At 49.1% G+C, this 13,584-nt stretch carries 10 protein-coding genes and 1 tRNA gene; 6 read left to right on the top strand and 5 right to left on the bottom strand.

Translation table 11 applies throughout. From position 1 onward, the window contains the following. Positions 1-240 precede the first annotated feature (240 nt). Positions 241-513 (top strand): oxidative damage protection protein, encoded by a 273-nt coding sequence (locus HRU73_RS09050; protein ID WP_276677327.1) that lies wholly within the window; start codon positions 241-243, stop codon positions 511-513. A gap of 88 nt (positions 514-601) precedes the next feature. Next, positions 602-2,707: a polyphosphate kinase 1 gene (ppk1, locus tag HRU73_RS09045; protein WP_287398470.1), complete on the top strand. Its 2,106-nt coding sequence runs from the start codon at positions 602-604 to the stop codon at positions 2,705-2,707. Positions 2,708-2,795: 88 nt separating this feature from the next. Here ppk1 and fba read toward each other — a convergent pair whose 3' ends face one another. From fba to tkt, 5 genes are all read right to left on the bottom strand, one after another. Beyond that, positions 2,796-3,860 (bottom strand): class II fructose-bisphosphate aldolase, encoded by a 1,065-nt coding sequence (fba, locus tag HRU73_RS09040; protein WP_011110959.1) that lies wholly within the window; start codon positions 3,858-3,860, stop codon positions 2,796-2,798. A 198-nt stretch (positions 3,861-4,058) separates the two neighbouring features. Continuing rightward, a complete protein-coding gene (gene pyk, locus HRU73_RS09035; protein WP_011110960.1) occupies positions 4,059-5,549 on the bottom strand; it encodes a pyruvate kinase in 1,491 nt (496 codons plus the stop codon). A 34-nt stretch (positions 5,550-5,583) separates the two neighbouring features. Beyond that, a complete protein-coding gene (locus tag HRU73_RS09030; RefSeq protein WP_276818500.1) occupies positions 5,584-6,762 on the bottom strand; it encodes a phosphoglycerate kinase in 1,179 nt (392 codons plus the stop codon). A 306-nt stretch (positions 6,763-7,068) separates the two neighbouring features. Continuing rightward, on the bottom strand, positions 7,069-8,070 hold the full coding sequence (gap, locus tag HRU73_RS09025) for a type I glyceraldehyde-3-phosphate dehydrogenase (protein WP_011110962.1): 1,002 nt from the start codon (positions 8,068-8,070) through the stop codon (positions 7,069-7,071). Positions 8,071-8,133: 63 nt separating this feature from the next. Continuing rightward, positions 8,134-10,152: a transketolase gene (gene tkt, locus HRU73_RS09020; RefSeq protein ID WP_287398469.1), complete on the bottom strand. Its 2,019-nt coding sequence runs from the start codon at positions 10,150-10,152 to the stop codon at positions 8,134-8,136. A 220-nt stretch (positions 10,153-10,372) separates the two neighbouring features. Between tkt and HRU73_RS09015 the strand changes: the two genes are divergently transcribed. The 4 genes from HRU73_RS09015 (at position 10,373) to HRU73_RS09000 (ending at position 13,546) form a co-directional block, all read left to right on the top strand. Next, a tRNA-Ser gene (locus HRU73_RS09015) sits at positions 10,373-10,460 on the top strand. A 132-nt stretch (positions 10,461-10,592) separates the two neighbouring features. Next, a complete protein-coding gene (gene hpnH / locus HRU73_RS09010; RefSeq protein WP_011110964.1) occupies positions 10,593-11,756 on the top strand; it encodes an adenosyl-hopene transferase HpnH in 1,164 nt (387 codons plus the stop codon). A gap of 49 nt (positions 11,757-11,805) precedes the next feature. Then, entirely contained in the window at positions 11,806-12,936 is a 1,131-nt protein-coding gene (locus tag HRU73_RS09005) for a glycosyltransferase (RefSeq protein WP_287398468.1), read from the top strand. After that, entirely contained in the window at positions 12,914-13,546 is a 633-nt protein-coding gene (locus HRU73_RS09000; protein ID WP_287398466.1) for an ABC transporter substrate-binding protein, read from the top strand. Before HRU73_RS09005 ends, HRU73_RS09000 begins: the two co-directional genes overlap by 23 nt. Positions 13,547-13,584 lie beyond the last annotated feature (38 nt).

The following is a 13,584-nucleotide window of genomic DNA, read 5'->3' as shown; positions in this document are numbered from 1 at the left end:
TCAGGAAACAGGCAGCCCGCCTCAGTATGCCCGCTCGCCACCCGGTTACCCGGAAAATACTCGATCCGCAAAATATCTGAAAACCGACAGATTCCATGCAGGCAGCCAGAAGTAACTTCCAGCGCCCGAATGAAAAGGAATCCGGTTTAGGAAAATGTTATACACTCTTTACCCTGCACGACACAGTATCCGTATTTCATAAAAAACGGGTGTGTAATAAATCTTAAATAAATTAATAGTATGGTTAGAAGTGTGAAATGCATCAGACTTGGGTGTGAGGCAGAAGGGCTGGATTTTCCTCCTTATCCGGGAGAGCTGGGAAAACGGATTTTTGATAATGTTTCCAAGGAGGCCTGGGGCCAGTGGATCAAACACCAGACTATGCTGGTCAACGAAATGCGGCTGAATCTGGCGGATATCAAGGCACGCAAGTACCTTGCCAGCCAGATGGAAGCCTATTTCTTTGGTGAAGGTGCCGACCAGCCGGCAGGCTATATTCCTCCTGATAAATAAATCAAGCCGGATCATCGGGCGATAGTGATCAGTTCTCCGTATTCCAGCAATTTTGAGCAGTGATTTTGTGATAAATAATGAACCAGAGATGGCACCGGTAACCAAGCCGGAGATGCCCGCTGCCAAACAGTTTCTGAACCGTGAACTTAGTCAGATCGAATTCAATCGCCGGGTGTTGGCGCAGGCAGAGAATGAGGAAACACCTCTGCTGGAACGCCTGCGTTTCATTTGTATCGTCAGCAGTAACCTCGATGAATTTTTTGAAGTTCGTGTTGCCGGGCTGAAAGAACAAATCAAGCTGGATGCACCTGGTTCCGGTGCGGATGGCATGGCGCCTGGCCAGGCATTCGAACGGGTATCCGAGCAGGTGCGTGAACTGGTCTCCCGGCAATATCAGTTGCTCAATGACAATATTCTTCCCGCACTGGTGGAACAGGGTATTTGTTTCCTGCGGCGCGATTCCTGGAATGATGGCCAGCGCGAATGGATCAGGGATTTCTTCTTTCGCGAGCTGATGCCGATGCTTACCCCCATCGGTTTGGATCCTTTCCATCCTTTCCCGCGTATATTGAATAAAAGCCTGAATTTCGCGGTTGCATTGGAAGGAAAAGATGCTTTTGGCCGTAATTCAGGTGTTGCAATCGTTCAGGCGCCGCGTATTTTGCCTCGTGTCATACGGCTGCCAAAAGAAATCAGTGGCAGCCCCTATAGTTTCGTATTCCTGTCATCCATTATCCATGCTCATGTGGGTGAACTTTTTACGGGTATGCGGGTGGTGGGCTGTTACCAGTTTCGTGTCACCCGTAACAGTGATTTGTTCGTTGATGAAGAGGAAATAAAGAATCTTCGTATTGCATTGCAGGGTGAATTGTCGCAACGTCATCTGGGGAATGCGGTCAGGCTCGAGGTGGCAGATAGTTGCTCGCAACAGATGGTGGAATTTTTGCTGGGGCAGTTTTCTCTTGGGAACGAAGATCTGTTTCAGGTGAACGGGCCAGTCAATCTGGTGCGGCTGATACAGGTTTTTGATCTGATCGATCGACCTGACCTCAAATTTCCACGTTTCATTCCCGGTTTACCTTTTTTTTCTCAGAAAAAGAAAGCACATAACATTTTCGAGCTGATCAGTAAGGGTGACATATTACTGCATCATCCCTACCAGTCGTTCCAGCCGGTCATTGAATTCATTCAGCAGGCTTATGCAGATCCGGATGTGATTGCTGTCAAGCAGACTGTTTATCGCACCGGTTCGGATTCAACGCTGATGGAAGCGCTCGTGGCAGCGGCCAGGCTGGGCAAGGAAGTTACGGTAGTGGTAGAGTTGCTGGCCCGGTTCGATGAAGAAGCCAATATCAACTGGGCGAAACGGCTGGAAGAGGTGGGTGCCCACGTCATTTATGGTGTGTTTGGTCACAAGACGCATTGCAAAATGGCCATGATAGTACGGCGTGAGGCGGGGCAGTTGAAACGTTACGTCCATCTGGGTACAGGTAATTACCACCCTGGCACAGCCCGTGTTTACACGGATTTTGGCTTGCTGACCTGCCATGAGGAAATTTGTACCGATGTCAGTGAAGTATTTTTGCAACTGACCGGGTTGGGCAAAGCGAGCAAGCTGAAGCATCTCTGGCAATCACCATTCAGTCTGCATGGGCAGATACTGAACAGCATTCAACAGGAGATAAAGCATGCCAACGCGGGAGAACCTGCTGCCATCATCGCTAAAATGAATGCATTACTGGAGCCGTCTGTCATTCAGGCACTTTATGCGGCTTCCGGTGCAGGCGTAAAAATTGATCTGATTGTGCGAGGTGCCTGCGCACTGCGCCCCGGTGTGCCGGGATTATCAGAGAATATTCGTGTGCGCTCCATCGTCGGGCGCTTTCTGGAACATACCCGCATTTTCTATTTTCTCAATGCAAAGCAGCATAACGTTTATCTGGCAAGTGCTGACTGGATGTACCGGAATTTTTTTCGTCGTGTGGAGATTTGTTTTCCGGTACTCGATCCGCGGTTGAAGAAGCGGGTAATCCTGGAGGGACTGAAGCCCTATCTCCGTGATAACGTACAGACATGGGAGATGAATGGTGACGGCCACTACAAACGAAAATCTGCAAGGAAGAACAACAGATTCAGTGCGCAGGAAGTTTTACTCGAGAAGCTTGCAGCGGTAAAACAGGACGCTGTCGAATGACTGTAATGAAATCAGGCAAAAAATACCCCGCAGTCCGGTTTGATTGCTTTTCCGGAAGTCTGCGGGGGTGTGGGAAGATTTTCTTGGATTACTTGATGATGGCTTTCAGTTCACCACGCAGATAACGGTTTGCCATGGTTTCCAGTGAGATAGGTTTGATCTTGCCAGCCTGACCAGCGGACCCAAAAGCTTCGAAACGGGCTTTACAGATATCCTTGGCGGCTGCTGTCGCATCTTTCAGGAATTTGCGCGGATCGAACTCACTTTTGTTTTTCGCCAGATGGCGCCGGATTGCTCCCGTCATTGCCAGACGGATATCCGTATCGATATTGACTTTACGCACACCATATTTGATACCCTGCTGGATTTCCTCTACCGGCACTCCATAGGTTTCTTTCATATCTCCGCCATATTCACGGATGATTTCCAGCCATTCCTGAGGAACGGAGCTGGATCCATGCATGACCAGATGGGTATTGGGGATACGCTCATGAATTTCCTTGACTCGCTGGATGGCGAGGATATCACCTGTGGGTTTGCGGGTGAATTTATACGCACCGTGGGAGGTCCCGATTGCAATTGCCAGTGCATCCACACCGGTTTGCTTGACGAAATCGGCTGCCTGCTCGGGGTCAGTCAGTAACTGATCATGTGACAGCTGCCCTTCGGCACCATGACCGTCTTCAGCTTCACCCTGACCTGATTCCAGCGATCCCAGGCAGCCCAGCTCACCTTCCACGGAAACACCCACGGCATGTGCCATTGCAACTACTTTGGAAGTGACATCGACGTTATATTCGTATGATGAAGGAGTTTTTCCATCTTCTTCCAGCGATCCGTCCATCATTACGCTGGAAAAGCCGCTGCGGATGGCGTTGATGCAAACAGCAGGTGAAGCACCGTGATCCTGATGCATTACCACGGGAATATGCGGGTAGGCTTCGACCGCAGCAGCAATCAGATGACGCAGAAACGCCTCTCCGGCGTACTTGCGCGCACCAGCTGAACCCTGCATGATCACCGGGCTGTCGCATTCATCAGCGGCTTGCATGATCGCATGGATCTGCTCCAGGTTATTTACGTTGAAAGCCGGAAGTCCATACCCGTTTTCAGCTGCATGATCCAGTAACTGGCGTAAAGATACGAGTGCCATTGAAGTCTCCTTTAAATAAAATTAATGTATTGATTTCCTGACGAAACTAGAGCTTTATATTTCCTGAAATAAAATCATTCAGCAGCAGGTGGCAGTAAAAATAATGAATGGTACGCCTGAATCAAAATTATAAACCTGCTGATTATAAATTACTTTCATCACCAGTCTGGCACTGCCTGGCAGTGATATGTTTACTTTTTACAGATTCTGCGGATCAGAAAAGGGTTGTTGCGCCACTTCTCTTACTGCTTGTGCAGCTTTCTTGGAACTGCCTACTTTGATGATCTTCATGGTGTTCGTCCCGCCAGCTTTGCCAACCGGTTCACCGATCGTCATGATTATCAGATCTTCGTCGCGTACCGCACCACGCTTGAGTAACTCGTCTTCAGCCATGCCTAGGATGATTTCGGGATCACACAGTCCTTGTCCGAATTCTATGGGATAAACGCCTCGGAAAAGGGTGACTTTACCCAGAGTATCTTCTTGTGGGCTGAGTGCAAAGATGGGTGCTTTCGAACTTCTGCGTGACATGAACAACGCTGTTACACCACTTTGTGTCAATGCTGCAATTGCCTGGATATTGAGTGAACCGGCTGCGTACATGGTGGCGCGCGCAATGGCATCTTCAATACTGATTGACTGTGTATCGGGGGAACGGCGTGCTCTCAAACTGGGTGTATATTCCTTTTCTGCTTCGAGACAAACTCTGGCCATGGCTTCGACGGCTTCAACCGGGTATTGCCCTGCGGCCGATTCAGCGGACAGCATGACTGCATCGGTGCCATCCAGTACGGCATTGGCAACATCTGATACTTCTGCGCGTGTCGGAATAGGGTTGGAAATCATGGATTCCATCATTTGCGTAGCGGTAATTACCAGCTTATTTGCTTCACGTGCAGATCGTATCATGCGTTTTTGCAGGGCAGGAACGGCGGCATCACCTACTTCGACTGCCAGATCTCCACGTGCCACCATGATGGCATCAGATGCTTCCAGAATATCATCCAGTGCCAGAATGGCTTCTGAGCGCTCGATTTTTGCCATGAGCAAACTATGCCCCTGAGCTTCCTGCATCAGCGCGCGTGCGCGCCTGATATCGTCACCGGAACGAGGGAAGGATACTGCGAGATAATCTGCTCGAATGACTGCGGAAGTCTTGATATCCAGTAAATCTTTCGCAGTGAGTGCAGGTGCGCTCAACCCTCCGCCTTTCCGGTTAATACCTTTATTGTTGGAAAGAATCCCGCCCTGCAACACTTCACAGAAGATCTCACTTTCTCTGACTTTGGCCACCGTCAGAACGATACGCCCATCATCCAGTAAGAGTGTGGCGCCTGCTTCGACATCATTAGGAAGTTCCCGATAATCCAGTCCAACCCGTTCCTGGTTTCCCAGCTGGCATTCTGCATCGAGTATGAATTCATCCCCGGTTTTGAGTCGAATTTTCCCCTGCTCAAACTTACCGATACGAATTTTTGGCCCCTGTAAATCAGCCAGTACACCGACTGTACGGCCAAGCGAACGGGCGAGCGAACGAACCAGCTCCACGGAAGCGATGTGCTCATCTTTTGTTCCGTGTGAGAAATTGATACGGATAACATCGACACCGGCTTCGAGCATTCGCCCCAGAACTTCAGCGTTACTGGAAGCCGGTCCTAACGTTGCTACAATTTTTGTTCTTCGCATCATTTCTGGAATTTCCGGAAGAAAATCTTCTCAGACCTCACTTCGCACGTAATTCCAGAATCTCGACAGCAGGTAATTTCTTCCCTTCCAGGAACTCCAGGAATGCTCCTCCGGCAGTGGATATATAGGAAACTTTATCGTAGATGTCGTACTTTTGGATGGCAGCGATTGTGTCACCGCCCCCCGCCAGGGTGAAGGCATCCGTTTCAGCAATTGCCTTGGCTATGGCGCGTGTTCCTTCTCCAAATTGATCGAATTCGAATACACCGACCGGGCCATTCCAGACTACCGTACCGGCTTTCATGATGATGTCGACTAATTCTTGAGCACTTTCAGGCCCGATATCAAAGATCATGTCGTCATCAGAAACAGCGTTGGCTGCTTTTAGAACAGCAGCTTCATCTGCAGCGAATTTCTTTCCGACGACGACATCTACTGCGATGGGAATCGTTGCATTACGCTTGTTCATTTTGTCCATCAGGGATTTTGCAACGGGTACCAGTTCATCCTCGCACAGGGATTTTCCAATGTTGTTCCCTGCGGCCTTGAGAAAAGTGTTGGCAATTCCCCCGCCGACTACGAGCTGATCAACTTTTTCAGCAAGCGATTCCAGCACGGTCAGTTTGGTGGAAACTTTTGATCCGCCTACGATTGCCACCAGCGGATGTGCTGGCTGATGCAGGGCTTTTGTCAGCGCATCGAGTTCTTCGGTAAGCAAAATACCTGCACAGGCAATCGGTGCATATTTGGCGATACCATGTGTCGAAGCTTCTGCACGGTGTGCTGTACCAAAAGCATCCATGACGAATACATCACACAAACTGGCATATTTCTTGGCGGTCTCTTCGAGGTTCTTTTTTTCACCTTTATTGATTCGGCAATTTTCCAGGATTACCAGCTCTCCAGGCGCAACTTCAAATCCACCATCCACCCAGTCTTTGATCAACCGGACAGGCTTTCCCAGTCTCCGGGCAATATCATCGGCAACCGGCTGGAGAGAATTTTCTTCTGTCCATACCCCTTCTTCCGGCCGTCCGAGATGAGAGGTCACCATGACTTTTGCGCCTTGTTTCAGGCAGTGGTTGATCGTTGCCATCGAGGCAGTAATGCGCGCATCTGATGTCACTTTCCCGTCTTTTACAGGAACATTCAAATCAGCGCGGATAAAGACGCGTTTATTCTTCAGATCAAGATCGACAAGTTTAATAACGGACACGTTGACTCCAAGTTAGCCGGGTTACGGGTTTCAAAAATGTGAGAGAAAGAAATTCTTCTGATCGCTTGGTTAAAAATTGCGGGCATGGTCTCCACACCAGAACGAGCGACCATCACAAATGTTTTTATAGATATGTTTTTACGGATTAGTGAACATTCATATCCTTCCAGGCTTTCTGAACAGTACAAAGATATTTCCGATATAGAAGCAATAATGCTGTAACTGGCACAAGGACAATTACAGCATGGCCATCGAACAACCATGAAAACAGGGTTGTTCGGTTTATGAGAAGAAAAATTTCTTCGGTTATTTACTGGCGATTACTCGTACCATTTCCAGCAACTTGCAGGAATATCCCCACTCGTTGTCATACCAGGAAACCACTTTTACAAAATTCTTGTCGAGCTGAATTCCCGCTTCTGCATCGAATACCGATGTACAGGTTTCTCCGCGAAAATCTGTGGAAACCACTTTCTGATCGGTATATCCCAGTATGCCTTTCATTGAACCAGCTGAGGCTTCTTTCATCGCATTACAAATGTCTTCATAAGATGCGTCTTTCTCAAGCTCGACTGTCAAATCCACTACTGAAACGTCAGAGGTAGGAACGCGGAATGCCATACCCGTCAGCTTTTTATTCAGTTCAGGGATGACTACGCCAACTGCTTTGGCTGCACCCGTAGAGGAAGGGATGATATTTTCAAGAATTCCGCGTCCACCGCGCCAGTCTTTATTGGAAGGACCGTCAACAGTTTTCTGTGTAGCGGTGGCAGCATGAACCGTCGTCATCAGGCCACGCTTGATACCCCAGGTATCATTCAGTACTTTGGCAATCGGAGCCAGGCAATTAGTGGTACATGATGCGTTGGAAATAATGGCTTCTCCGCCGTATGCTTTATCATTTACACCATAAACGTACATCGGCGTATCGTCTTTGGACGGAGCACTCAAAACAACTTTCTTGGCACCGGCCTGGATATGTTTTTGAGCGAGCTCCTTGGTCAGGAACAGTCCGGTAGACTCCACCACGATATCCGCACCAACTTCATCCCACTTTAATTCGGTCGGGTCCTTGATGGCGGTCAGACGAATCTGTTTGCCGTTTACAATCAGATTGTTTCCGCTGACGGATACATCTCCTCTGAAGCGCCCGTGGACGGAATCATGTGTCAGCATATAAGCCAGATAATCCGGTTCCAGCAGATCATTGATTGCGACAACTTCAATGTCATCAAACTCCTCTATGGAACACCGGAAAACCATCCGGCCAATACGACCAAAACCATTGATGCCAATTCTGATTGTCATTCCTCTATCTCCACATTTTTAATAAAAAATCTGTTTTACGAGTAAAAACGAATTTTGTTTACCTTATATAACCCTTTTCACGGCATTTACGACATTCTCAACGGTAAATCCGAAATATTCGAATAATTTTTCTGCAGGAGCCGATTCACCGAATCTGTCGATTCCGATTACATCTCCTTCAAGGCCGACGTATTTACGCCAGTAATCGGTAACCCCTGCTTCGACAGCTACACGTGCAATTCCCTTGGGCAGAACACTGTCCCGGTACGCCTGATCCTGTCTGTCAAAAATATTTGTACAAGGCATGGATACGACGCGAACTGCAATACCGCTTTCTGCCAGTGTTTTCTGTGCAGCCATTGCCAACCCGATTTCCGAGCCGGTTGCAATGATAATGGCCTGTGGCTTTCTGTTTGCTGCTTCAGAGAGGATATATCCCCCTTTTCTGATCAGGCTGATCGTTACTGCATCCCGTTTCTGGAAGGGTAGGTTCTGACGGCTGAATATAAGGGATGACGGACCTTCTCTGCGCTCAATGGCGGATACCCATGAAACGATCGATTCAACGGTATCGCACGGACGCCATACATCCATATTGGGAATCATGCGCAGTGTGGCAGTTTGTTCAACCGGCTGATGGGTCGGACCATCTTCCCCCAGCCCGATCGAATCATGAGTGAACACGAAAATGTTACGAATTTTCATCAATGCCGCCATGCGCAGAGCATTGCGGGCGTATTCGGAAAACATCAGGAAAGTACCGCCGTAGGGGATGATTCCACCATGCAACGACAGGCCATTCATGATTGCGCTCATGCCAAATTCCCGGACACCGTAAAAAACATAGTTACCGGTAGATTCTGTGCCAATTCCCTTGGAACCAGACCACATGGTGAGGTTGGAGCCGGCCAGGTCTGCTGATCCGCCAATCAGTTCGGGTAATACGGGTGCCAGTGCCTCAATTGAATTTTGTGATGCTTTCCGGGTCGCGATGGTTTCTTCCCTGGCATTGATCTGGCTGATAGTGCCCTCAACGTGATCGGCCCACCCGACGGGTAACTCGTCAGCCATGCGGCGGGTAAATTCAGCGGCTTCTGCCGGATATTTTTTACTGTATTCCGCAAACAGGCTGTTCCATGCAGATTCCAGCGCCTGACCTTTGGCACGCGCATCCCATGCATCGTAAACTTCTTGCGGAATTTCGAATGGCAGGTAATTCCAGCCGATGTGAGGGCGGGCTGCAGCAATTTCGTCATTTCCGAGCGCAGCACCATGAACATGGCTGGTATTGGCTTTGTTGGGCGAACCCATTCCAATGACTGTTTTGCAACATATCAGTGTGGGTTTGTCCTGTACTTTCTTCGCGGCTTCGATGGCAGCCTGTATTGCTACGGGATCATGTCCGTTGACATCTGGAACGACGTGCCAGCCATAAGATTCGAAGCGTTTGGGGGTGTTGTCCGTAAACCATCCTTCGACATGTCCATCAATGGAAATTCCATTATCATCATAAAAGCAGACCAGTTTACCCAGCTTCAATGTTCCTGCCAGTGAACAGGCTTCATGGGAAATGCCTTCCATCATGCAACCATCGCCCAGAAATACGTAGGTGTAGTGGTCGACGATCGGGAAATAAGGCCGGTTGAATTCTTCTGCCAGAATTTTTTCTGCCAACGCCATCCCTACGGCATTGGTGATACCTTGTCCCAGCGGCCCTGTGGTGGTTTCCACACCGGGGGTGTAACCGTATTCAGGGTGTCCTGGAGTTTTGGAATGAAGCTGACGGAAATTTTTTATGTCTTCGATGGACAGATCGTAGCCGGTCAGGTGGAGCAGAGCATAGATCAGCATGGAACCATGGCCGTTTGATAGTACAAACCGGTCACGATCCACCCAGTCAGGATTTGTCGGATTGTGGCGCATGTGGTGGTTCCACAATACTTCTGCAATTTCCGCCATACCCATTGGCATACCCGGATGGCCGGAATTTGCTTTCTGGACGGCATCCATGGCCAGTGCACGAATCGCACTGGTCAAATTCTTGAACACTGGTGCGCTGAAATCTTTAAATGCTTCCTTCATTTATTTTCATCCTCGATTGTTCAAAAACCATAGCTCAATGTTATGCACCACATGACAACAAAAGCCGACAAAAGTGACCATTATCTCTTAAGTCCGGATAGTTCACAATACAGGTTGTAATTTCTTCATTTCTTCTGATCATTGGCCGAATTTAAAGGAAATGGCTTGGTAAAATAGCCAATTGAAAGGTATCATTCCGCTTTTGGTTGACCGGATACAGGGAAGCGTGGCCGAGCGGTTTAAGGCACTGGTCTTGAAAACCAGCGATGGGCAACCATCCGTGAGTTCGAATCTCACCGCTTCCGCCATTCGCAGTAATTTCCTGTTTTTATTATCTGCTCTCAAAATCTGAAGAGATGAAGAGAGATAGCTTTGCAGGTTTTGTATCAGGGAAAAGATCAGCACATTGGCTGGTATGAAAAAATGGAGAGAATTTAACGATGAGCGTCCCTTTTTTGCAGCAATACCGGGTGGGCAGTTACATCCTGAAACAAAAGCTTGCGGGTAACAAACGTTATCCGCTGGTGCTGATGCTCGAGCCACTGTTCCAGTGCAATCTGGCCTGTGCGGGTTGTGGCAAGATAGATTACCCGGAAGAAACGTTACGCCGTCGCTTGAGTGTGGATGAATGTTTGCATGCCGTGGATGAATGCGGGGCGCCGGTCGTTTCCATTGCGGGAGGGGAGCCGCTCATCCATAAGGAAATGCCGCAGATCGTGCAGGGCATCATTCAGCGCAAAAAGTTTGTATATCTGTGCACCAATGCACTGCTGCTGGATACTCGCATGGACGACTATCAGCCTTCGCCCTATCTTACATTTTCCATTCACCTCGATGGCAATCGCGAGCGCCACGATGCATCGGTATGCAGAGAGGGTGTGTATGACAAGGTTATTCCGGTGATCGAACAGGCGCTTCAGCGTGGTTTCCGGGTGACGGTCAATTGCACTTTGTTTCAGAGTGAAACAGCAGAAGAAGTGGCAGAATTTTTTGATACCGCAACTAAGCTCGGCGTTGAAGGTATCAATGTTTCCCCGGGGTTCAGTTATGAACATGCACCGCGGCAGGACGTATTCCTGCAGCGGTCGGTAAGCAAACGGTTGTTCCGTTCGATTTTTGAAATCGGCAAAAAACGCAAACTTCCCTGGAAATTCAATCATTCCAGCCTGTATCTGGATTTTCTCGCAGGTAATCAGAGTTATAAATGTACGCCGTGGGGAAACCCCACGCGTAATCTGTTTGGCTGGCAGCGGCCCTGCTACTTGCTGGTGGATGAAGGTTATGCAACAAGCTTCCGTGAGCTGATGGAAGAAACCGACTGGGATCGCTATGGTGTCGGCAACAACCCCAAATGTGCAAACTGTATGGCACACTGCGGGTTTGAGCCCACTGCCATCAACGATACCTTTGCTCATCCGCTTAAAGCATTACGGGTCAGCATGCGTGGTCCACGCGTAGAAGGGCCTATGGCACTTGATCCGCTACAAACGAGCAGTGAGTCGCAGCACAATACCGATAAACGGAAACCTTTTCCCATACCGGTGACTGTTGAACACAAAACGGTTGCGCCGTCATCGGATCATTCATCTGGTCCGGATAACTGATACTTCTTTGTTTGCCTGAAGATATTCATATTCCCGCGTATCGAAGGTCATGGCTGTATTGGTAATGTATCTGTCTTTGGCGGGTATGTTATGCTGGTGGGCTATTCTGCTGGCGCCATGGCGAGCATGGAGTACCCGGGAGCAGCTTGAACCATCATCAAGTCCGGAAGCGAAACAATCTTTTGATGACGTTACTGTTCTGATTCCTGCCCGTAATGAGGCACAGTTCATCGATCAGACCTTGAACGGGCTTCAGGCGCAAGGCGAGGGTTTGCGAATCATCGTAATCGATGATCAGTCGGAAGATCATACTGCATCCCTGGCAGGCAGACGAGGTGTTGAAGTCATTTCCGGGACGACTCCACCAAAAAACTGGAGTGGAAAGCTGTGGGCGCTGAATCAGGGATTGCAACAGGTACGCACCCGGTACACTTTGCTGCTGGATGCAGATATCAGTCTATCGTCCGGTATCTTGGGAGCGTTACTGAATAAGGCTCGTCAGGAAAATTTGTCGCTGGTATCGCTCATGGCAGAGTTGCCCGTCCAGCGTTTCTCCGAACGTCTGCTGGTACCTGCTTTTATATTTTTTTTCAAGCTGTTATATCCGTTTAAATTGTCCAATGAGTCGAAATCCCGCATGGCTGCTGCTGCGGGTGGGTGCATTCTGGTTGAAACTGGTGTACTGCGATCCATCGATGCTTTTACCAGTATCCACCACGCATTGATCGATGATTGTGCATTGGCTGCACAAGTCAAACAGGCTGGTTTCAAAACCTGGATCGGACTCAGTCATGCTGTACAAAGCCATCGGGGTTATGACAGCCTGGCGGCTATCTGGAATACCGTTGCTCGTACTGCATTCACGCAACTGCACTATTCATCGTTATTACTGTTGCTGTGTACATTGATCATGTCCAGCATGTTCTGGTGTGCGCCATTGTCCGCGATCATTTATACGGATACGATTTTTGTGGTCAGCAGCATTCTTGCCTGGCTGGCTATGCTCATTGTTTATACACCCGTGCTCAGATTTTATCGGAGTTCACCCTTTTGGGTGATTGTATTGCCCCTGATCGGCACACTCTATCTCATGATGACCTGGACTTCCGCCTTCAGATACTGGCGAGGAGTGCGGGCGCACTGGAAAAATCGACGTTATGAAACTTCTGAACACAATTAGCAGAATAGTGACGCTATGGGTAATCGCCATGCTGGTGATGATCTCCGGATTGCGGGCAGAATCACTCGAAAATGAGGGTGCTGAACGGGTGGTGATCACTCTGCAGAATACGCTGATCCAGGCCATGCAACAGGGTCAGGAAATTGGTTACAGCGGCCGTCTGAAGCTTCTGACTCCTGTTATTGAGCAGACGCATGATCTTGCGGCAATCATCCGCTCTGTACTGGGTGCACACTGGGCCAAGCTCGATTCCGATCAGCAACAGGCGATCACCCGGGTATTCCAGGCCAACAGTATTGCAACTTATGCAGACCGGTTTAACCAGTACGATGGAGAGCAATTCAAGATCATCGAACAGATACAGCTTCCGCGAGGGCGGATGTTGGTTCGCAGCCAGCTCATCCGGTCTGATGGCAGCCCGGTGAATTTTGATTATGTGATGCATGAGGCCGGTGGAAGCTGGCGCATCATCAATATCGTAGTCGACGGGGTCAGTGATCTGGCCCTGAAGCGGGCTGAATACAGTGCTGTATTGCAGAAAGATGGCGTTACCGCGCTGATCGACATGCTGGAGCAGAAAACTTCCCGTATAGAGCAGAATCAACAGTAATTCCAACAGGACAGTTGCTGCCTCTATCCTGAGATAAC

This window comes from Nitrosomonas sp. H1_AOB3 (assembly GCF_015709435.1).
Classification (GTDB): domain Bacteria; phylum Pseudomonadota; class Gammaproteobacteria; order Burkholderiales; family Nitrosomonadaceae; genus Nitrosomonas; species Nitrosomonas europaea.
Note: the sequence above shows the minus strand (reverse complement) of the source record. Positions and strands in the feature narration are given on the sequence as shown.